Origin of the sequence: Pseudomonas sp. BNK-15, assembly GCF_047456105.1 — a bacterium.
Taxonomy (GTDB): Bacteria; Pseudomonadota; Gammaproteobacteria; order Pseudomonadales; family Pseudomonadaceae; genus Aquipseudomonas; species Aquipseudomonas putida_E.
The window spans coordinates 2,745,393-2,765,307 of sequence record NZ_CP179898.1 but is presented as its reverse complement, the minus strand read 5'-3'; the positions used below and the strand labels follow the sequence as shown (position 1 = coordinate 2,765,307).

The following is a 19,915-nucleotide window of genomic DNA, read 5'->3' as shown; positions in this document are numbered from 1 at the left end:
CAACGCCTCCTAGCGGGTGATGATCAGCGGATGCCCCCGTTCCGGATGGGCCTGCACCAATACGTCAATGCCGAACACGGCCTTGAGCGCCCTGGGCGTCAATACCTCCTGCGGCGACGCCAGAGCATGGGCACGGCCGCCTTCGAGCAACAGGATACGATCACAGTAGCGCGCCGCCAGGTTCAGGTCATGCAGGATCACCAATACCGCTGCGCCGCGATCGGCAAAACTGCGCACGGCTTGCAAGGTGGTGTGCTGGTGCAAGGGGTCGAGCATCGAGGTCGGCTCGTCAAGCAGCAGCGTAGTCCCCTCCTCACCCGGCCAAAGCTGAGCCAGTACGCGGGCCAGATGCACCCGTTGCCGCTCTCCGCCCGACAAAGCCAGGTAACTGCGACCCAGCAGGTGCCAGGCATCCGCCGCGCGCAGGGCCGCCTCAACGATCTCAGCGTCACGCACCTGGCCGCTGTCATGCGGCATTCGCCCCATGCCCACCACTTCCTCGACCCTGAACGCAAAGCCCAGGCTGGACACCTGCGGCAACACCGCCAGGCGCCTGGCCCGCGCCTGCCCAGGCCAATCGGCCAACGGCCGGCCCTGCAGCGTCACGCTTCCTTGGCCGGGCGACAGCTCGCCACACAGCACGCCCAGCAGGCTGCTCTTGCCTGCACCATTCGGCCCGAGCACGCCCATGACCTGGCCCGGGTGCAATTGCAGGTGGAGGTCTTGCAGTACTTCATTCCCACCACGACGCAGGTACAGGCCCTCGACTTGCAACATCAGCTGCGCCCTCTGATCAGCAGAACCAGGAAAAACGGCGCACCGATAAATGCCGTGACAATACCGATCGGCAACTCGGCCGGCGCCAGCGCCAAGCGCGCCACCAGGTCGGCGAGCAGCATCAGCACGCCGCCGGCCAACAACGAGGCGGGCAACACCACGCGGTGATCAGGCCCGGCCAGCAAGCGCACCAGGTGCGGTACCACCAGGCCGATGAAGCCGATAAGCCCCGCCGCCGCAACGGCCGCTCCCACACCCAAGGCCGTGCAGAACACCAACTCGCGCTTGAGCCGCTCCACCTCGATCCCCAGGTGCCGCGCCTCGGACTCGCCCAGCAGCAAGGCATTGAGCGCCCGCGCCCGGCGCGGCAACCACAGCGCGACGCCTGCGGCAACGATCAGCAACGGCCACAGCCGGTCGTAGCTGGCACCATTGAGACTGCCCAGGTTCCAGAAGGTCAGCGTGCGCAGGGTGGCATCGTCGGCCAGGTAGGAAAACAGGCCAACCCCCGCGCCCCCCAGCGCAGTCATGGCTACACCGGCCAGCAACATTGTGGCCACATTGGTCTGCCCGTCGCGCCGCCCAAGGCGATAGACCAGCGCGGTGACCCCGAGGCCGCCGGCAAAGGCGCACAGTGACAATAAGTAAGGTGCGAAAGCCTCAGGCATGCCGCCAAACCAACTACCGCCAACGATAGCCACTGCGGCGCCCATTGCGGCACCGGCGGAGACACCCACAAGCCCAGGGTCGGCCAGCGGATTGCGGAACAACCCCTGCATGGCCACACCGCACAGCGCCAGCACCGCCCCCACTGCCAAACCCAGCAGTGTGCGTGGCAGGCGAATCTGGCCCAGGATCATTTCGGCCTGCTGCAGGCCTTCGCCATCGATGCGCAGCCCCGATAACCGCAGGCCCGCGCGCAAGGTATCGAACAGCGGCAAGCTCACAGGGCCCAACGCGAGGGACAGCCATACCGCCAACAGGCACAGCAGGCTCAGGCAGGTAATCAGTGTACGTGGCTGCACGCGCGGCTTCATTGCGTGAAGCTGACCTTTGCCGCCGGGTAGAGCGCAGCCGCCAGGTCTTGCAGGGCCAGCGGCAAGCGCGGGCCCAGGCCGCCAACCAGCAAGGTCGGGTCGAGTGGCACCAGGCGCCTGTCGCGTACCGCGCGGGAGGCGTTCAGGGCCGGGTTTTCCTTGAGCAGTGCCTGCAGGGCCTGGTCGCCGACCAAGGCGCGGTCGGAGAACACCACGACATCCGGGTCCAGCGCCGCCAACGCCTCATTGGAGAAGTTCTTGTATCCCTGATGCTCCGCCAGGTTTCGCCCACCTGCCTGACGCAGCAGCCAGTCACCTGCGGTGCCCTGCCCGGCAATCAGCGGTTTGGCACCGGCATGGCCGACCAGCAACAGCACACCCGGCACCTTGTGGCTGGCCTGGGCCTGCTTGACCTGCTCCTGCAATACCTCGAGCTGCTGATGATAATCGGCAACGAGTTGCGCGGCCTTCTGCTCGGCGCCGAGCAACATACCCAACTGCTCGAGGTTTGCATCCACGGCGGCGAGGTCAGCCTTGCTGGAGAGCAGCTCCACCCGAACGCCGGCTTTGCGGATTTGCGCAAGCACAGGTGGCGGCCCCATCTCTTCTGTGCCCACCAGTACATCCGGGCGCAAGCTGAGGATGCCCTCTGCGGACAACTGGCGCTGGTAACCGATACTTGGCAGGCCCTTGAGTGACTCAGGATGCTGGCTGGTGGTGTCCACACCCACCAGGCGCGGCTCGCCGCCCAGTGCGCTGATCCACTCGCTCAATGCGCCGCCAGCACTGACCCAGCGCTGTGGCAGGTCGGCGGCCAGGGCTTGGGTGCAAGCAACCAGGGCCGCACACAAGGCAAGCAAGACAGCGGGACGACGCATCATCGGATTCCTTCTGAAGGCGAGCCACACGCCTTGTGGCGAACGGCGGAACTGCGCACCATAGACAACCGGGCGCAGCGATAGCGGGCAATTTGATAATTATTCGCATTGGCGCGTCAAGCCATCACTTGTTTCACGAGTCGTTCCCGCAAATGCACTTCCTTTGTACTTCCGCAGCGCTGGCCGAGGGCCACAGCCGCGCCTTCAGCGTAGACGGCACCGAACTGTTCGGCGTGCGTCGCCAGGGCCGTGTGCACCTGTATCGTAACCGCTGCCCGCACCGGGGTATCCCCTTGAACTGGCAGGCGGGCGCATTTCTCGATGACAGTGCCAGCCTGATCCACTGTGCCCATCACGGGGCGCTGTTCCTGATTGAGAATGGCGAATGCGTGGCAGGCCCCTGCGAAGGTGACGCGCTGCAGGCCCTGGACTGCCTGGAAGATAGCCAGGGCATCTGGCTCAGGGGTTGAGCAGCACCGGTAGCGGACGGTCGATGACGATGTGCCCGGCATCCAGGCGCGCACCATAGGCCAGCACCTCTACTCCATCCGCCACCGCGGTGCGCAGTGCCCGGGCATAAGCCGCATCGATCTCGTCGGCCGGGCGCACCGCTTCGATGCCTGTCAGGTTCACACAGTACAACTGCACCGCACGTATACCTTGCCGGGCCAGCGTCGCCAGTTCGCGCAGGTGCTTGGCACCGCGCTGGGTGACAGCATCCGGGAAAGCAGCCACTGCCGTGTCCGGGTACCCCAGTGTCACACTCTTGACCTCGACGTAGGCCGGCCCGTGGTCGAACTCCAGGCGAAAGTCCACACGGCTGCCTTCTTCACCGTAGGCCACCTCACGTTTGAGTGCAGTGAAGCCCGCCAGCTCTCGGATCACGCCGGCGCGAAGCGCTTCTTCGACCAGCGCGTTGGCCCGCCCCGTGTTGACGCAGGCCAGCCGCCCCTGGGGCGTTTCACTGATTTCCCAGGTGCCCGGCAGCTTGCGCTTGGGGTCGTTGGAGCGACTGAACCAGACCTGCCCGCCCTCACGCATGCAATTGAGCATGGAGCCGGTGTTGGGGCAATGGATGGTCAGTTGCTCCCCATTGGCCAGTTCGATGTCCGCCAGGAACCGCTTGTAGCGGCGCAACAGCCGCCCCTGCTCGAGTGGAGGAAAGAACACCATCAGCCTTGCCAGCTCCGTAAGCCCCGGGCGATGCGCTGGACCGCTTCCTCCAGCCGCGGCAGGCTCTGGGTGTAGGCAAAGCGCACATGATGGCCGGCCAGGTGGCGACCAAAGTCCAGGCCCGGCGTGAACGCCAGATGCTCGGTTTCCAGAAAGTGCCGACAGAAGGCAAAGGCATCGCCACCAAAGGCACTGATGTCGGCATATAGATAGAACGCGCCCTGCGGCTCCACGGCAATGCGAAAGCCCAGTTCGCGCAGGGCGGGCAACAGGTAGTCGCGACGACGGGCAAACTCGGCGCGGCGCGCTTCGAATATTGCCAGGGTTTCAGGCTGGAAGCAGGCCAGTGCGGCGTGCTGGGCCATGCTGGGCGCGCTGATGTACAGATTTTGCGCCAGCTTTTCCAGATCGGCCACGGCGTCAGGCGGCGCAACCAGCCAGCCAAGCCGCCACCCGGTCATGCCGAAATACTTGGAAAAACTATTCAGGACGAATGCCGAATCATCCACCTCCAGGACGCTCGCAGCGTCCATGCCGTACGTCAGCCCGTGGTAGATCTCGTCCACCACCAGGTGGCCATTTCGTTCGCGGGTGGCCTTGGCCAGGCTGGCCAGCTCATCACGCTCCAGCACCGTACCGGTGGGGTTGGCTGGCGAGGCGACCAGGGCACCGACGGTGTCCTGGTTCCAGTGGCGGGCCACCAGGTCGGCGGTCAGCTGGTAGTTCACCTCAGGCCCGACAGGTACCAGTTGCGCACCACCCTCGACCAGTCGCAGGAAGTGGCGGTTGCATGGATAGCCGGGGTCTGCCAACAGCCAGTGCTTGCCCGGGTCGACCAGCAGGCTGCTGGCCAACAGCAGCGCGCCAGAGCCCCCCGGGGTGATCAGGATGCGTTCAGGGTCCACCGCAACGCCATAACGCTGGTCGTAAAAAACCGCAATCGCCTCGCGCAGTGCCGGCAGGCCACGCGCGGCGGTATAGCGGGTATGCCCGGCAGCCAGCGCTGCCTGGCCTGCCTCGACGATAGGCGCGGCAGTGGTGAAGTCCGGCTCGCCGATCTCCAGGTGGATCACATCATGACCGGCCGCTTGCAGCTCGTTGGCCCGCGCCAGCAACGCCATGACGTGGAAGGGTTCGATGGCGCGGCTGCGCGCACTGTAGGGGTGAGCCATGACCTTCTCTCAATTGGGTCTAAACTGGTGATTCTACCTCTGCGCGGCACCGAACGTGCGCTTCACGGCGCTGTCAACAGCTAGGACCGGGCGGGCTAGCGCACCCCCGATCTATCTGGTAAGTTCGGCGGCTCGCAGTCGCAGGGCCGGCGGGTGCCGGAGATGGAGCATCCTGCGCATTGGATCAGATGAGTGAGAGGCGGTCTATTCATGTCCACCGTAGAAAAGCAAAAAGTCCAGACCATGTACGGTGTCGAGCCCTACGTCGAAAGCAAGGGTGAGGCGTACATGGGCGAGCCCATGAAAAAGCACTTCACCAAGCTGCTCAATGCCTGGAAAGGCGAGCTGATGGTCAGTGTGGATCGCACCGTTGATCACATGAAAGACGAAGCGGCCAACTTCCCGGACCCGGCCGACCGCGCCAGCCAGGAAGAGGAATTCGCCCTTGAGCTGCGCAACCGCGATCGCGAGCGCAAGCTGATCAAGAAAATCGACAAGACCCTGCAGAAAATTCAGGACGACGAGTACGGCTGGTGCGACTCCTGCGGTATCGAGATCGGCCTGCGCCGTCTGGAAGCCCGTCCGACTGCCGACCTGTGCTTCGACTGCAAGGAAATCGCGGAGAAAAAGGAAAAAACAGTCGGCAAAGGCTGATCCTTCTCCTACCCGAACGGGGCGCATCATGCGCCCCGTTTCATTTCATACGCACGACCACCCATGAACGACTCCCGCTACATCGGACGCTTCGCCCCCACCCCCAGCGGTTTTCTGCACTTCGGCTCGCTGGTCGCAGCCCTCGCCTCCTGGCTTGACGCCCGTGCGGTCAATGGCCGCTGGCTGCTTCGCGTGGAAGACACCGACCCGCCCCGGGAAATGCCGGGCGCCCGTGATGCAATCCTGCAGACGCTGGAGCGCTATGGGCTGGAGTGGGACGGCGAGGTTGTCTTCCAGAGCCAGCGCCACCCGGCTTATGCAGAAGTGGTCGAGCGCTTGTTCAATATGGGCCTGGCCTATGCCTGCACCTGTTCGCGCAAGCAGCTCGAAGGCTACAACGGCATCTATCCAGGGTTTTGCCGCAACGCCGGGCATGCCCGTGAAGGCGCGGCCATCCGCCTGCGGGTGCCAGAACTGCTCTACCGCTTTACCGATCGGGTGCAAGGGGCGTTCCAGCAACACCTTGGGCGCGAGGTGGGCGATTTCGTGATTCAGCGCCGCGACGGGCTGTATGCGTACCAGTTGGCCGTTGTGCTGGATGATGCCTGGCAAGGTGTTACCGACATCGTGCGCGGGGCCGACCTGCTCGACAACACGCCGCGCCAGTTGTACCTGCAGGAATTGCTGGGCTTTTCCCAGCCGCGCTACCTGCACATTCCGCTGATCGTGCAACCTGATGGGCACAAGCTGGGCAAGTCGTACCGTTCGCCGCCCCTTGAGGCTGGCCAGGCGACGCCGTTGCTGTTGCGGGCGTTGCGGGCATTGGGCCAGGAAGCCGACCCCCAGTTGTTGACGGCGACGCCGGCTGAAGTGTTGGCCGTGGCGCGCCAGCGTTGGCAGCCAGCGGCCATTGCACAGCGAACGACGGTGCCCGAGGCTGATTTGAACTGAAGCATCACCGGCCCTATCGCCGGCAAGCCGGCTTGCACAGGTACAGTGCAGTACCTATAGGTGTGGGTACTTGTGGGGGGCGGGCTTACCGACGATAGGGCCATTACAGGCAACTACCGTCTCAAAAACAAAAGCCCAATAATTTCAAACCCTTGGCGAACACCACCGATTCCCGCTAGCATCGCCCCAGCCATTTGCGCCAATAATAAGTCCAAGCCCGCAGCGCCCAACCATCGAGGCCAGCATGTACATCTATCGTTTGGTCCTGCTTCTGGTCGTGGGGATCTACCTGTTCTCCCCGGCCATCATGGACTGGTGGATCGAACCGACCGGTGCCTGGTACCGCCCTTACCTGCTCTGGCTGATCCTGATCGTCGTCACCTTCATCCTGCAGAGCCAACGAGATGCCGATGAGCTTTAGCCTGACCCAGATGATCCTGATCAGCGCCGCGTACCTGATGGTGCTGTTCGGCGTGGCCTGGATCAGCGAGCGTGGGTTGATACCCCGTTCGATCATTCGCCACCCGCTGACCTACACCCTGTCGCTGGGTGTCTACGCCAGCGCCTGGGCGTTCTACGGCTCGGTGGGCCTGGCCTATCAGTATGGCTACGGCTTCCTCGCCTGTTACCTTGGGGTGTCCGGCGCCTTCCTGCTGGCACCGGTGCTGCTCTACCCGATCCTCAAGATCACCCGCACCTACCAATTGTCGTCACTGGCTGACCTGCTGGCCTTTCGCTTTCGCAGCACCTGGGCCGGTGCGCTGACGACCATTTTCATGCTGATCGGGGTACTGCCCCTGCTGGCGCTGCAAATTCAGGCAGTGGCCGACTCGATCAGCATTCTCACCGGTGAACCAGTCAAGGCCCGGGTGGCCTTTGCCTTCTGTGCGCTGATCATCCTGTTCACCATCTTCTTCGGCTCACGCCACATCGCCACGCGCGAAAAGCATGAAGGGCTGGTGTTCGCCATCGCCTTCGAGTCGGTGATCAAGCTGCTGGCCCTGGGCGGCATTGGCCTGTATGCCCTGTACGGCGTGTTCGGGGGCCCGCACGGGCTGGAAGTGTGGCTGCTGCAGAACCAGACAGCCCTGGCAGCGCTGCACACCCCCTTGCAGGAGGGCCCATGGCGCACCCTGCTGCTGGTGTTCTTCGCCTCGGCCATCGTCATGCCGCACATGTACCACATGGCCTTCACCGAAAACCTCAACCCGCGCTCGCTGGTCAGCGCCAGCTGGGGCCTGCCGCTGTTCCTGCTGTTGATGAGCCTGGCCGTGCCGCTGGTGCTGTGGGCAGGCCTGCGCCTGGGCGCCAGTACCAACCCCGAGTACTTCACACTGGGCCTTGGCATCGCCGCCAACAACAAGGCGCTGGCACTGCTGGCCTATGTCGGTGGGTTGTCTGCCGCCAGCGGCCTGATCATCGTCACCACCCTGGCGCTGTCGGGCATGGCGCTCAACCACCTGGTGCTGCCGTTGTACCAGCCACCGGCCGAAGGCAACATCTACCGCTGGCTGAAATGGACCCGCCGCGCGCTGATAGTCGCCATCATCACCGCTGGCTTCATGTTCTACCTGAACCAGAACACCCACCAGAGCCTCGCCAACCTGGGCATCGTCGCCTTCGTCGCCACCTTGCAGTTCCTGCCTGGGGTGCTGTCGGTGCTGTACTGGCCGACCGCCAACCGCCGTGGCTTCATCGCCGGCCTGCTGGCCGGCACCCTGGTATGGATGGTGACCATGCTGCTGCCCCTGCTGGGCAACCTGCAGGGCTTCTACATCCCGCTGCTGGACATGATCTATGTGCTCGACGACACCAGCTGGCACATGGCGGCAATTGCCTCGCTGGCCGCCAACGTATTGTTGTTCACGCTGATTTCACTGTTCACCAACGCCAGCAGCGAGGAAGTCAGCGCCGCTGAAGCATGCGCGGTGGACAACGTGCGCCGCCCCCAGCGCCGCGAGCTGCATGCTGCCTCACCGCAGGAATTCGCCACCCAACTGGCCAAGCCACTGGGCGCCAAGGCTGCACAGAAGGAAGTCGAACAAGCCCTGCGTGACCTCTACCTGCCGTTCGACGAGCGCCGCCCCTATGCCCTGCGCCGCCTGCGTGACCGCATCGAGGCCAACCTCTCGGGCCTGATGGGCCCGAGCGTGGCCCAGGACATGGTCGAAACCTTCCTGCCTTACAAGTCTGGCAACGAGAACTACGTCACCGAAGACATTCACTTCATCGAAAGCCGCCTGGAAGATTACCACTCGCGCCTGACGGGCCTGGCTGCTGAACTCGATGCCTTGCGCCGCTACCACCGCCAGACCCTGCAGGAGCTGCCCATGGGCGTCTGCTCGCTGGCCAAGGACCAGGAAATCCTGATGTGGAACAAGGCCATGGAAGAGCTGACCGGCATCGCCGCCAAACACGTGGTCGGGTCGCGCCTGGTAACCATCGATGAACCCTGGCGCGGCCTGCTGCAAGGTTTCATCAACGTGCCTGATGAGCACTTGCACAAGCAGCGCCTGGCACTGGACGGGCAGCCGCGCTGGCTGAACCTGCACAAGGCAGCCATCGACGAGCCCCTGGCACCCGGCAACAGCGGCCTGGTGCTGCTGGTCGAAGACCTCACCGAGACCCAGGCCCTGGAAGACAAGCTGGTGCACTCCGAGCGCCTTGCCAGCATCGGCCGCCTGGCTGCGGGCGTGGCCCACGAGATCGGCAACCCGATCACCGGCATCGCCTGCCTGGCGCAAAACCTGCGCGAGGAGCGCGAAGGGGACGGCGAGATCATCGAATTGTCGAGCCAGATACTCGAACAGACCAAACGGGTGTCGCGCATCGTGCAGTCGCTGATGAGCTTTGCCCATGCCGGCGGTAGCCACCAGAACAGCGAAGAGCCGGTGTGCCTGGCTGAAGTGGCCCAGGATGCCATCGGTCTGCTGGCGTTGAACCGGCGCAATTTCGAAGTACAGTTCTTCAACCTCTGCGACCCCGACCACTGGGCCGAGGGGGACCCCCAGCGCCTGGCCCAGGTACTGATCAACCTGCTCTCCAACGCGCGCGATGCTTCGCCGCCCGGCAGCGCCGTGCGGGTACGCACCGAAGTCAGCGAGCACACCGTCGACCTGATCGTCGAGGACGAAGGCAGTGGGATTCCGAAGAACATCATGGACCGCCTGTTCGAACCTTTCTTCACCACCAAGGACCCGGGCGAGGGAACCGGACTGGGGCTCGCTCTGGTCTATTCCATCGTGGAAGAGCATTATGGGCAAATCACCATCGACAGCCCGGCCGACATCGAACGGCAACGTGGCACACGGATCCGCGTGACCCTGCCCCGGCATGTCGTAGCGACGTCCCCTGAAATTCGAGACCGTCGAGAGAATTGAATCAATGCCGCATATTCTGATCGTCGAAGACGAAACCATCATCCGCTCGGCCTTGCGTCGCCTGCTCGAGCGGAACCAGTACCAGGTCAGCGAAGCCGGCTCGGTGCAGGAAGCCCAGGAACGCTTCAGCATTGCCACCTTCGACCTGATCGTCAGCGACCTGCGCCTGCCCGGCGCGCCAGGAACCGAGTTGATCAAGCTCGGCCAAGGCACCCCGGTGCTGATCATGACCAGTTACGCCAGCCTGCGCTCGGCGGTGGACTCGATGAAGATGGGCGCGGTGGACTACATCGCCAAGCCTTTCGACCACGACGAAATGCTCCAGGCCGTGGCGCGCATCCTGCGCGACCGGCAGAGTGCGCCGGCACCCGCCCCAGCCGCCGAGCCACGCAGCAACGGCAAGGCAGCGCCTGCCGAAAAAGGCGCCCCGGCATCGGCCAACGGCGAGATCGGCATCATTGGCTCCTGCCCCCCCATGCAGGATATGTACAGCAAGATCCGCAAGGTGGCGCCCACCGATTCCAATGTGCTCATCCAGGGTGAGTCCGGTACCGGCAAGGAACTGGTAGCCCGTGCCCTGCACAACCTGTCACGGCGCGCCAAAGCGCCGATGATCTCGGTGAACTGCGCGGCCATTCCCGAAACCTTGATCGAGTCGGAACTGTTCGGCCACGAAAAAGGTGCGTTCACCGGTGCCAGCGCCGGGCGTGCCGGCCTGGTGGAAGCGGCAGACGGCGGCACCCTGTTCCTCGATGAGATCGGTGAACTGCCACTGGAAGCCCAGGCCCGTCTGCTGCGCGTACTGCAGGAGGGCGAAATCCGCCGGGTGGGTTCGGTACAGTCGCAAAAAGTCGATGTGCGCCTGATTGCCGCGACCCACCGCGACCTGAAAAACCTGGCCAAGGCTGGGCAATTCCGTGAAGACCTTTACTATCGCCTGCATGTGATCGCCCTGAAATTGCCAGCCCTGCGCGAGCGCGGCAGTGACGTCAACGAGATCGCCAGCGCCTTCCTCGCCAGGCAGAGCGCGCGCATCGGTCGTGACGACCTGCACTTCTCGCCTGAAGCCGAGCAAGCCATTCGTCATTACAGCTGGCCGGGCAACGTGCGCGAACTGGAGAACGCCGTAGAGCGTGCGGTGATTCTGAGCGAGAGCGCGGAAATATCGGCCGAACTGCTGGGTATCGATATCGAGCTGAGCGATATGGACGATGACGACCTTCTCGACAAGGCGATGGCCGCTGGCGCTGCCAGCAACGCCAGCCATGAGCCGACCGAGGATCTATCGCTGGAAGACTACTTCCAGCATTTCGTGCTTGAGCACCAGGACCACATGACCGAAACCGAGCTTGCCCGCAAGCTCGGGGTGAGCCGCAAGTGCCTGTGGGAGCGCCGTCAGCGCCTGGGCATACCGCGCCGCAAGAGCAACGCTACCAGCGAATGAGCGACTCCGATGGTGCACGCCGCAGCAAAGGTGGCGCCAGTCAGATCGAGCGCCGCCCGCGCGGCGCTTGATCGCATGGACGCTGAACAGGTCGCGGCAACCCGTGGTAACACATCAGTACCCGCAAAAATCTGTTACCCAATCTTTGCGCCGTAACAGTTCCCGAGGCGTACGGTAACGAAATTCCGACATTTACCACCCGCCAGCCTTTTCAAAAACCCGCCAAGCCATTGATTTCATTGGGTTTGCAAAAGTTGGCACGCCACCTGCTATATGTTCAGTACAAGAACAATAACAAGCACTGCAACTCAGAATAAGAACAAGACGAAACGGCTCACGCACAATAAAAACAAGACGGCGGAGGCGCAGCTAACTGATTCTTTTGGAGAGGATGCGTGTTTGGGGCTTGCCCCACGACCAGGCAGAGAACAACAAAAACTGCACTAAAAAGCAGCGCCTGAACTGGTTGGATCGAATGATCAGCGTGACATCAGCGGCCAAAGCAATCCGTTTGCTCTTAACCCCTGGATTGGGGGTCGTCCACAAGCTTTGAGATTTGTGGGCAGGGCACTCAACAAAAACAAGAAGCCCGGCATAAAAACAATAAGAGCACGCAACGACTTCTTGGGGAGCTTAGGCTCCCCTTGTCGTTTCTCCCTTCTGGCAGTCCATCCTGCTACCGCCTACACCATTCCCCGAGTAAATGCTAGAATCCCCGCCCATCATGCGGCCATTCTCCTATTCTTGGCCGAACATTCCTTCACACAGTGCATCCCATGCTGAAGAAGCTGTTCCAGTCTTTCCGCCCTCCCGTACCGGGCCAGCACCACAAGCGCACCACGCCTGAGGTGATCAACAAGAGCCAACACTCGCTGCAGCGCCACCAGTTCAGCCGCCATGCGGTGAATATCGTCGAGCGCCTGCAAGGCGCGGGCTACCAGGCCTACCTGGTCGGTGGTTGCGTGCGCGACCTGATGCTGGGCATCACGCCCAAGGACTTCGACGTCGCCACCAGCGCAACACCTGAGCAGGTACGTGCCGAGTTCCGCAATGCGCGCATCATCGGCCGTCGCTTCAAGCTGGTTCACGTGCATTTCGGCCGTGAAATCATCGAAGTCGCGACCTTCCGTGCCCATCACTCAGAAGACGACCAAGGTGACAGTCACCGCTCGTCGCACAATGCCAGTGGTCGCATTCTGCGTGACAACGTATATGGCAGCCTGGAAGAGGACGCGCAACGCCGCGACTTCACCATCAACGCCCTGTACTACGACCCGGTCAGCGAACGCGTCCTCGATTACGCCAACGGCGTGCACGACGTACGCAACCGCCTGTTGCGCCTGATCGGTGACCCGACGCATCGCTACCAGGAAGACCCGGTACGCATGCTGCGTGCGGTGCGTTTTGCCGCCAAACTCGACTTCGGCATCGAAAAGCATACTTTCCAGCCTATCCGCGGCCTGGCACCGCTGCTGCGCGAAATCCCGCCTGCGCGGCTGTTCGAGGAATGCCTCAAGCTGTTCCTGTCCGGCCAAGGCGCGATCGTCTTCGAGATGCTGGTCGACCTGGCATTGTTCGAGCCGCTGTTCCCGGCCAGTGCGCATGCACTGGAAGAGCGCCCGACCTACACCCATACCCTGATCAGCCAGGCGCTGAGCAACACTGACCTGCGTATCAAGCAAGGCAAACCGGTGACCCCGGCCTTCCTGTTCGCCGCCCTGCTCTGGCCAGCCCTGCCAAGCCGCGTACTGCACCTGCAAAACCAGGGTGTACCGCCGATCCCGGCCATGAATGGCGCAGCCCACGACCTGATTGCCGAACAGTGTGCGCGCATTGCCATTCCGAAGCGTTTCACCTTGCCTATCCGCGAGATCTGGGACATGCAGGAGCGCCTGCCACGACGCAGCGGCAAACGCGCCGACCTGCTGCTCGACAACCCACGCTTCCGTGCCGGCTACGATTTCCTCCTGCTGCGCGAGAGCGCAGGCGAAGAAACCGACGACCTTGGCCAGTGGTGGACCGATTACCAGGATGCCAGCGACTCCGAGCGCCGCGAGATGATCCGCGAGCTGGGCAGCCGTGATGAAGGCACCGGGGCCGGCCCACGCAAGCGCAAGCGCAGCAACAGCAAGCGCAAACGTGGTGGCGATGAGGCGTTCGAGTGACCACTCGCGCCTACATCGGCCTTGGCAGCAACCTGGATGCGCCTGCCGAGCAACTGGGCAACGCCCTGCAGGCGCTGGACCGGGTCGCGAGCACCCGCCTGGTGGCGGCCTCTGCCCTGTACACCAGCGACTCCCTGCTGCCTGGCCAGCCGCGTTACACCAACGCCGTCGCCGCTCTGGATACCTCTCTCGCCCCCCTGGACCTGCTGGACGCCCTGCAGGCCATCGAGAATGAACAGGGCCGTGTACGCAAGGAACGCTGGGGCCCACGCACGCTCGACCTGGACATCTTGCTGTTCGGCGACCACGTCATCGATGTGCCACGCCTGCAGGTGCCGCACTACCACATGCATGCCCGCCCCTTCGTGCTGTACCCACTGGCCGAACTGGTGGCAGACGACTTTCACCTGGCCGACGGCCGCCCGCTTGCCCAGTTGCTCCAAGCCTGCCCGTTTGTCGGCCTGGAACGCCTGTAGCCCAGGCGCTTGGGGCCTTTCTCCAAGGGCGGTAACGCCAGTAACACCCTGTTCGTAACAATGCGGTAACAGGGTGATTGACTTCCCCCACCTCGCTCACGACTATAGGCGTCCCGTGTGGCACCAAAGTGCCGCATACCCGTATTTAGGCCCGGACGGACCTGTGCCCCGAACATCACACGCGATGATGTGCCGCTCCGGAAGATGACTACACGCGTTGTTGGCGGTCGTTTTTCACAGCGCCTGAACGAGGATTTTCCTACATGCCTGAAGTAACCCTGACCACCCTGCACGGCCTCAAGGCCAAGGGTGAAAAGATCACCATGCTGACCTGCTACGACGCTACCTTTGCCAAGGCTGCAAGCCAGGCCGGCGTCGAAGTGTTGCTGGTGGGCGACTCCTTGGGGATGGTCCTGCAGGGCCATGACAGCACGCTGCCCGTCACCACGGCGGAAATGGCCTACCACACCGCCTGCGTCAAACGCGGCAACGAGGGTGCGCTGATTCTTGCCGACCTGCCGTTCATGGCCCACGCCACCCCCGAGCAGGCCTTCGCCAACTGCGCCACGCTGATGCAGGCCGGCGCCCACATGATCAAGCTTGAAGGCGCTGCCTGGCTGGGCGAGACCATTCGCCTGCTGGCCGAGCGCGGTGTGCCGGTGTGCGCTCACATGGGCCTGACCCCGCAAACCGTCAACGTTCTGGGCGGTTATAAAGTGCAGGGGCGCCAGGAAGCCCAGGCACGGCAGATGCGCGCCGATGCCATCGCCCTGGAACAGGCCGGCGCCGCCATGCTGTTGCTCGAATGCGTACCCAGCGAATTGGCCGCAGAAATTACCCAGGCCGTCAGCATCCCAGTGATCGGTATCGGTGCCGGCAACGCTACCGACGGCCAGGTGCTGGTCCTGCACGACATGCTGGGCTTGTCCCTTAGCGGTCGGGTACCAAAGTTCGTGAAGAACTTCATGGTCGGCCAACCGGACATCGCGAGCGCACTTACCGCCTACGTCAAGGCTGTCAAAGACGTCAGTTTCCCAGCGAGCGAGCACGGATTCAGCGCATGAACACAGTCAAGACCGTCCGTGAACTGCGCGCAGCCATTGCGCGCGCCCGTGGCGAGGGCAAGCGTATCGGCTTCGTGCCAACCATGGGCAACCTGCACAACGGCCATGCTGCGCTGGTGACCACAGCGGCCCAACGTGCCGACTTCGTCGTTGCCAGCATCTTCGTCAACCCGCTGCAGTTCGGCGCCAACGAAGACCTCGACAAGTACCCACGCACCCTCGCCGCCGACCAAGAGCGCCTGCTCCAGGCTGGCTGCAATCTGCTGTTCGCTCCCACTGTCGAAGAGATGTACCCCGACGGTATGGCCGTGCAGACCCGCGTCAGCGTGCCGAACCTTTCCGAAGGCCTGTGTGGCGCAAGCCGCCCGGGGCATTTCGAGGGCGTAGCCACCGTGGTCAGCAAGCTGTTCAACATGGTGCAGCCCGATCTTGCAGTGTTCGGCGAAAAGGACTACCAGCAACTGGCGGTGATTCGCGCCATGGTGCGTGACCTGAACATGCCGATCCAGATCATCGGCGAGCCGACCGTGCGCGCCGAGGATGGCCTGGCGCTGTCGTCGCGTAATGGTTACCTGACGGCAGAACAGCGTGCTACCGCCCCGGTTGTGTACCGCACGCTACAGCAGATCGGCGACGCCATCCGCCGTGGCCAGCGCGACTTTGCAGCGCTGGTTGCCGATGGGCAGGCTCAGCTGACAGCGGCCGGCCTGCGCCCGGACTATCTGCAGGTACGCCATGCGCTGACCCTTCGCCCAGCGATGGTCGATGACCGGGACCTGGTGATTCTGGTGGCGGCCTACCTGGGTAACACGCGGCTTATCGACAACCTTTACGTGCATCTGGACGAAAAGACTGCATGATGCCGGGGGCTGCCCTGCAGCCCCAAATTCCCCTCCCCGCCCCATTCCCTGCGCGCAACCAATGCCTATAATGATGGCCAGCCTGAACCTGGCCATGACGCCCCTGTCCAAGGCCACACTACGCAACAAGGAATTCTGCGCAATGGCGTATTACCGGACACCCCATGATGTTACGGCCCTGCCAGCCTGGCAGGCCCTCCAGCAGCACCGCGACGCCATGCAGGATTTCAGCATGCGCGAAGCCTTCGCCGCCGACTCCAAGCGCTTCGACGAGTTTTCCCTGAGCTGCTGCGGCCTGTTCCTCGACTACTCGAAAAACCTGATCAACGAACAAAGCCGCGACCTGCTGGTGCAGCTGGCCGAACAAGTCGGCCTGCAGGATGCGATCAAGTCGATGTTCAGCGGCGAAATCATCAACGCCTCCGAAGGCCGTCCGGTGCTGCACACCGCCCTGCGCCGCCCGGTGGGTGACAAGCTCAGCGTCAACGGCGTCAACGTGATGCCCGAGGTGCACAAGGTACTCAACCAGATCACCGAGCTGGTGGGGCGTATCCATGACGGGCTGTGGCGTGGCTACAGTGAGAAGCCTATCACCGATGTGGTCAATATCGGCATCGGCGGTTCTTTCCTGGGCCCTGAACTGGTTTCCGAGGCGCTGCTGCCCTACGCCCAGCGCGGCGTGCGCTGCCACTACCTGGCCAACATCGATGGCAGTGAGTTCCATGAGCTGTCGGCCAACCTGCGCGCCGAAACCACCTTGTTCATCGTCTCGTCCAAGTCGTTCAACACCCTCGAGACCCTGAAAAACGCCATGGCCGCACGTACCTGGTACCTGGCCCAGGGCGGTTCGGAAGCCGAGCTGTATCGCCACTTCATCGCCGTATCCAGCAACAAGGCTGCCGCCGTAGCCTTCGGCATCCGCGAAGAGAACATCTTCCCCATGTGGGACTGGGTCGGCGGGCGCTATTCGCTGTGGTCGGCCATCGGCCTGCCGATCGCCCTGGCCATCGGTACCGCCAACTTCAAGGAACTGCTGTCGGGTGCCTACACCATGGACCAGCACTTCCAGACCGCGCCGTTCGAGAAAAACATGCCGGTGCTGCTGGCCCTGCTGGGCGTCTGGTACGGTAATTTCTGGGGTGCCCGCAGCCACGCGATCCTCCCTTACGATCATTATCTGCGCAACATCACCAAACACCTGCAGCAGCTGGACATGGAGTCCAACGGCAAGAGCGTGCTGACCGACGGTACGCCAGTGAAGACCGATACCGGCCCGGTGATCTGGGGCGGCGTCGGCTGCAACGGCCAGCACGCCTACCACCAGTTGCTGCACCAGGGCACCCAGCTGATCCCGGCCGACTTCATTGTCCCGGTGGTGAGCTTCAACCCGGTTGCCGACCACCATCAGTGGCTGTACGCCAACTGCCTGTCGCAAAGCCAGGCGCTGATGCTGGGCAAAACGCGTGAGGAGGCCGAGGCCGAATTGCGCCAAAAGGGCCTGAATGAAGCCGACATCGAACAGCTCGCTCCACACAAGGTGATCCCGGGCAACCGCCCGAGCAACACCCTTGTGGTCGAACGCATCAGCCCGCGTCGCCTTGGCGCGCTGGTGGCGATGTATGAGCACAAGGTGTTCGTACAGAGCGTGATCTGGGGCATCAACGCCTTTGACCAATGGGGCGTGGAACTGGGCAAGGAGCTGGGCAAGGGTGTCTACCAGCGTATCGTCGGCAGCCTGGAAGACAGCGCCGAAGATGGTTCCACCCAGGGCCTGATCAACTACTTCCGCGGCCGTCACCGCGGCTGACCGATGCCGGCGTCTTCGTGGCCAGCCCGCGAAGACGCCGGCACAGGTTGAACACCTCTTCCAGCTACACTGTCCAATCGAATAGCCGTTGCAGTCCACCGCCCCGACAAGAGCAAAGGACCACCTGCCATGTTCGATATACGCGACTACCCCCAGGCCCTGGCCGTCAGCCAGTCCGCCAGCCTTTCTACCGACGACTACAGCCGCCTCTACCGCCAGTCGGTCGAAGCCCCCGACACCTTCTGGGCCGAACAGGCCAAACGCCTGGCCTGGATCAAACCGTGGTCCAGGGTACAGCAATGCGACCTCAAGACCGGCGAAGCCCGCTGGTTCGAAGGTGCCCAGCTGAACGTCAGCTACAACTGCATCGATCGCCACCTAGCCCAACGCGGCGAGCAGACCGCCCTGTTGTGGGAAGGCGACGATCCTGCGGACTCCAAGGCCATCACCTACCAAGAGTTGCACCGCCAGGTCTGTCGCTTGGCCAATGCACTCAAGGCACGTGGCGTGAAGAAAGGCGACCGGGTATGCATCTATATGCCGATGATTCCCGAAGCTGCCTACGCCATGCTTGCCTGCACGCGGATTGGCGCGATCCACTCGGTGGTGTTCGGCGGCTTCTCCCCGGATGCGTTGCGCGACCGCATTCTCGATGCTGACTGCCGCACCGTGATTACTGCCGATGAGGGCCTGCGCGGCGGCAAACGCATCCCACTCAAGCAGAATGTCGACAAGGCAATGGCCAGTTGCCCGGACGTCAGCAGCGTATTGGTGGTGCGCCGTACCGGTACCGATGTAGCCTGGAGCGAGGGCCGCGACCTCTGGTATGACCAGGCAACGGAAAACGCGGGTGACGACTGCCCACCTGAACCCATGGAGGCCGAAGACCCGCTGTTCATCCTCTACACCTCCGGCAGCACCGGCAAGCCCAAGGGCGTGCTGCACACCACCGCCGGTTACCTGCTGCAGGCCACCATGACCTTCAAGGTGGTGTTCGACTACCGCGACGGCGAGGTGTTCTGGTGCACCGCCGACGTGGGCTGGGTCACCGGCCACAGTTACATCGTCTATGGCCCGCTGGCCAACGGCGCGGTTTCACTGATGTTCGAGGGCGTTCCCAACTACCCGGACACCTCGCGGTTCTGGCAGGTGGTGGACAAGCACAAGGTCAATATTTTCTATACCGCGCCCACCGCACTGCGCGCTCTGATGCGTGAAGGCTCTGGCCCGTTGCAGGGTACGTCGCGCAAGAGCCTGCGCCTGCTCGGCAGCGTCGGCGAGCCGATCAACCCAGAGGCATGGGAATGGTACTTCGAGGAAGTCGGCCAAAAACGCTGCCCCATCGTCGACACCTGGTGGCAGACCGAAACCGGCGGCATCATGCTCACCCCGCTGCCCGGCACACAGAAGCTCAAGCCAGGTTGTGCGACACAACCCATGTTCGGCGTGCAACCGGTGCTGCTGGATGACCAAGGCAAGCCGATCGAAGGGCCCGGCGCCGGCTTGCTGGCGATAAAGGCGAGTTGGCCGGGGCAGATCCGCAGCGTCTACGGCGACCACCAACGCATGGTCGACACCTACTTCAAACCTATGCCCGGCTATTACTTCACCGGCGACGGTGCCCGGCGTGATGCCGATGGCGACTACTGGATCACCGGCCGCATCGATGATGTGATCAACGTTTCCGGCCACCGCATCGGTACCGCCGAAGTGGAAAGCGCACTGGTATTGCATGAAAGCGTCGCCGAGGCCGCAGTGGTCGGTTACCCCCATGATCTCAAGGGCCAGGGTGTGTATGCGTTCGTGACGACCATGAACGGCGTGACAGCGGACGATGCCCTGAAAGCGGAACTGTTGGCACTGGTCAGCAAGGAAATCGGCAGCTTCGCCAAACCCGAGCTGATCCAGTGGGCGCCGGCCTTGCCCAAGACCCGCTCGGGCAAGATCATGCGGCGTATACTGCGCAAGATCGCCTGCAACGAACTCGACACCCTGGGCGACACCTCGACCCTGGCTGACCCGAGCGTGGTGCAGGGGTTGATCGACAAACGCCTCAACCAATAGCCGGCGGCACCTG

17 protein-coding genes are annotated in these 19,915 nt (G+C 63.2%); 12 read left to right on the top strand and 5 right to left on the bottom strand.

All coding sequences use genetic code 11. From position 1 onward, the window contains the following. Window positions 1-9: 9 nt before the first annotated feature. The 3 genes from ACMGF5_RS12600 to ACMGF5_RS12590 are packed head-to-tail and all read right to left on the bottom strand — an operon-like array spanning window position 10 to window position 2,695. A complete protein-coding gene (locus ACMGF5_RS12600) occupies window positions 10-777 on the bottom strand; it encodes a heme ABC transporter ATP-binding protein (RefSeq protein ID WP_204919648.1) in 768 nt (255 codons plus the stop codon). After that, the gene (locus tag ACMGF5_RS12595) at window positions 777-1,760 is read right to left on the bottom strand and encodes a FecCD family ABC transporter permease (protein WP_414157854.1); all 984 of its coding nucleotides are present in this window, start codon (window positions 1,758-1,760) and stop codon (window positions 777-779) included. The genes ACMGF5_RS12600 and ACMGF5_RS12595 overlap by 1 nt, the downstream gene beginning before the upstream one ends. Before the next feature lie 50 nt (window positions 1,761-1,810). Then, the gene (locus ACMGF5_RS12590; RefSeq protein ID WP_115273552.1) at window positions 1,811-2,695 is read right to left on the bottom strand and encodes a heme/hemin ABC transporter substrate-binding protein; all 885 of its coding nucleotides are present in this window, start codon (window positions 2,693-2,695) and stop codon (window positions 1,811-1,813) included. Between the two features lie 149 nt (window positions 2,696-2,844). Between ACMGF5_RS12590 and ACMGF5_RS12585 the strand changes: the two genes are divergently transcribed. Further along, entirely contained in the window at window positions 2,845-3,162 is a 318-nt protein-coding gene (locus tag ACMGF5_RS12585; protein ID WP_414157825.1) for a Rieske (2Fe-2S) protein, read from the top strand. Here ACMGF5_RS12585 and sfsA read toward each other — a convergent pair. Continuing rightward, the gene (gene sfsA, locus ACMGF5_RS12580; protein WP_039604039.1) at window positions 3,152-3,865 is read right to left on the bottom strand and encodes a DNA/RNA nuclease SfsA; all 714 of its coding nucleotides are present in this window, start codon (window positions 3,863-3,865) and stop codon (window positions 3,152-3,154) included. The genes ACMGF5_RS12585 and sfsA overlap by 11 nt on opposite strands. Beyond that, complete coding sequence (locus ACMGF5_RS12575) at window positions 3,865-5,037, bottom strand: pyridoxal phosphate-dependent aminotransferase (protein ID WP_414157824.1); 1,173 nt, start codon at window positions 5,035-5,037, stop codon at window positions 3,865-3,867. Before ACMGF5_RS12575 ends, sfsA begins: the two co-directional genes overlap by 1 nt. Window positions 5,038-5,247: 210 nt before the next feature. Here ACMGF5_RS12575 and dksA point away from each other — a divergent pair, with 210 nt between their 5' ends. From dksA to acs, 11 genes are all read left to right on the top strand, one after another. Next, the gene (gene dksA, locus ACMGF5_RS12570) at window positions 5,248-5,691 is read left to right on the top strand and encodes an RNA polymerase-binding protein DksA (protein ID WP_039604811.1); all 444 of its coding nucleotides are present in this window, start codon (window positions 5,248-5,250) and stop codon (window positions 5,689-5,691) included. A gap of 63 nt (window positions 5,692-5,754) precedes the next feature. Further along, a complete protein-coding gene (gene gluQRS, locus ACMGF5_RS12565) occupies window positions 5,755-6,642 on the top strand; it encodes a tRNA glutamyl-Q(34) synthetase GluQRS (RefSeq protein ID WP_119688257.1) in 888 nt (295 codons plus the stop codon). 244 nt (window positions 6,643-6,886) lie between these two features. Then, entirely contained in the window at window positions 6,887-7,063 is a 177-nt protein-coding gene (locus tag ACMGF5_RS12560) for a hypothetical protein (RefSeq protein WP_003250005.1), read from the top strand. Next, complete coding sequence (locus ACMGF5_RS12555) at window positions 7,047-10,022, top strand: sensor histidine kinase (protein WP_012312670.1); 2,976 nt, start codon at window positions 7,047-7,049, stop codon at window positions 10,020-10,022. The genes ACMGF5_RS12560 and ACMGF5_RS12555 overlap by 17 nt, the downstream gene beginning before the upstream one ends. A gap of 4 nt (window positions 10,023-10,026) precedes the next feature. Beyond that, a complete protein-coding gene (locus ACMGF5_RS12550; RefSeq protein ID WP_174142449.1) occupies window positions 10,027-11,466 on the top strand; it encodes a sigma-54-dependent transcriptional regulator in 1,440 nt (479 codons plus the stop codon). Between the two features lie 776 nt (window positions 11,467-12,242). Beyond that, window positions 12,243-13,631 (top strand): polynucleotide adenylyltransferase PcnB, encoded by a 1,389-nt coding sequence (locus ACMGF5_RS12545; protein WP_115273547.1) that lies wholly within the window; start codon window positions 12,243-12,245, stop codon window positions 13,629-13,631. Next, entirely contained in the window at window positions 13,628-14,107 is a 480-nt protein-coding gene (gene folK / locus ACMGF5_RS12540) for a 2-amino-4-hydroxy-6-hydroxymethyldihydropteridine diphosphokinase (RefSeq protein ID WP_012312667.1), read from the top strand. The genes ACMGF5_RS12545 and folK overlap by 4 nt, the downstream gene beginning before the upstream one ends. Before the next feature lie 263 nt (window positions 14,108-14,370). Continuing rightward, window positions 14,371-15,171: a 3-methyl-2-oxobutanoate hydroxymethyltransferase gene (gene panB / locus ACMGF5_RS12535; RefSeq protein WP_046788164.1), complete on the top strand. Its 801-nt coding sequence runs from the start codon at window positions 14,371-14,373 to the stop codon at window positions 15,169-15,171. Next, window positions 15,168-16,031 (top strand): pantoate--beta-alanine ligase, encoded by an 864-nt coding sequence (gene panC / locus ACMGF5_RS12530; protein WP_414157823.1) that lies wholly within the window; start codon window positions 15,168-15,170, stop codon window positions 16,029-16,031. The genes panB and panC overlap by 4 nt, the downstream gene beginning before the upstream one ends. A gap of 142 nt (window positions 16,032-16,173) precedes the next feature. Further along, window positions 16,174-17,838, top strand: a complete 1,665-nt coding sequence (gene pgi / locus ACMGF5_RS12525; protein WP_125923576.1) for a glucose-6-phosphate isomerase — start codon at window positions 16,174-16,176, stop codon at window positions 17,836-17,838. Window positions 17,839-17,967: 129 nt separating this feature from the next. Beyond that, on the top strand, window positions 17,968-19,902 hold the full coding sequence (gene acs, locus ACMGF5_RS12520) for an acetate--CoA ligase (protein ID WP_119688254.1): 1,935 nt from the start codon (window positions 17,968-17,970) through the stop codon (window positions 19,900-19,902). Window positions 19,903-19,915 lie beyond the last annotated feature (13 nt).

Bases quoted from the DNA above. Each gene is read 5' to 3' on its own strand.
- ACMGF5_RS12600 (WP_204919648.1), bottom strand. From the start codon at position 777: ATGTTGCAAGTCGAGGGCCTGTACCTGCGTCGTGGTGGGAATGAAGTA.
- ACMGF5_RS12590 (WP_115273552.1), bottom strand. From the start codon at position 2,695: ATGATGCGTCGTCCCGCTGTCTTGCTTGCCTTGTGTGCGGCCCTGGTT.
- ACMGF5_RS12585 (WP_414157825.1), top strand. From the start codon at position 2,845: ATGCACTTCCTTTGTACTTCCGCAGCGCTGGCCGAGGGCCACAGCCGC.
- sfsA (WP_039604039.1), bottom strand. From the start codon at position 3,865: ATGGTGTTCTTTCCTCCACTCGAGCAGGGGCGGCTGTTGCGCCGCTAC.
- ACMGF5_RS12575 (WP_414157824.1), bottom strand. From the start codon at position 5,037: ATGGCTCACCCCTACAGTGCGCGCAGCCGCGCCATCGAACCCTTCCAC.
- dksA (WP_039604811.1), top strand. From the start codon at position 5,248: ATGTCCACCGTAGAAAAGCAAAAAGTCCAGACCATGTACGGTGTCGAG.
- gluQRS (WP_119688257.1), top strand. From the start codon at position 5,755: ATGAACGACTCCCGCTACATCGGACGCTTCGCCCCCACCCCCAGCGGT.
- ACMGF5_RS12560 (WP_003250005.1), top strand. From the start codon at position 6,887: ATGTACATCTATCGTTTGGTCCTGCTTCTGGTCGTGGGGATCTACCTG.
- ACMGF5_RS12555 (WP_012312670.1), top strand. From the start codon at position 7,047: ATGCCGATGAGCTTTAGCCTGACCCAGATGATCCTGATCAGCGCCGCG.
- ACMGF5_RS12550 (WP_174142449.1), top strand. From the start codon at position 10,027: ATGCCGCATATTCTGATCGTCGAAGACGAAACCATCATCCGCTCGGCC.
- ACMGF5_RS12545 (WP_115273547.1), top strand. From the start codon at position 12,243: ATGCTGAAGAAGCTGTTCCAGTCTTTCCGCCCTCCCGTACCGGGCCAG.
- panB (WP_046788164.1), top strand. From the start codon at position 14,371: ATGCCTGAAGTAACCCTGACCACCCTGCACGGCCTCAAGGCCAAGGGT.
- panC (WP_414157823.1), top strand. From the start codon at position 15,168: ATGAACACAGTCAAGACCGTCCGTGAACTGCGCGCAGCCATTGCGCGC.
- pgi (WP_125923576.1), top strand. From the start codon at position 16,174: ATGGCGTATTACCGGACACCCCATGATGTTACGGCCCTGCCAGCCTGG.
- acs (WP_119688254.1), top strand. From the start codon at position 17,968: ATGTTCGATATACGCGACTACCCCCAGGCCCTGGCCGTCAGCCAGTCC.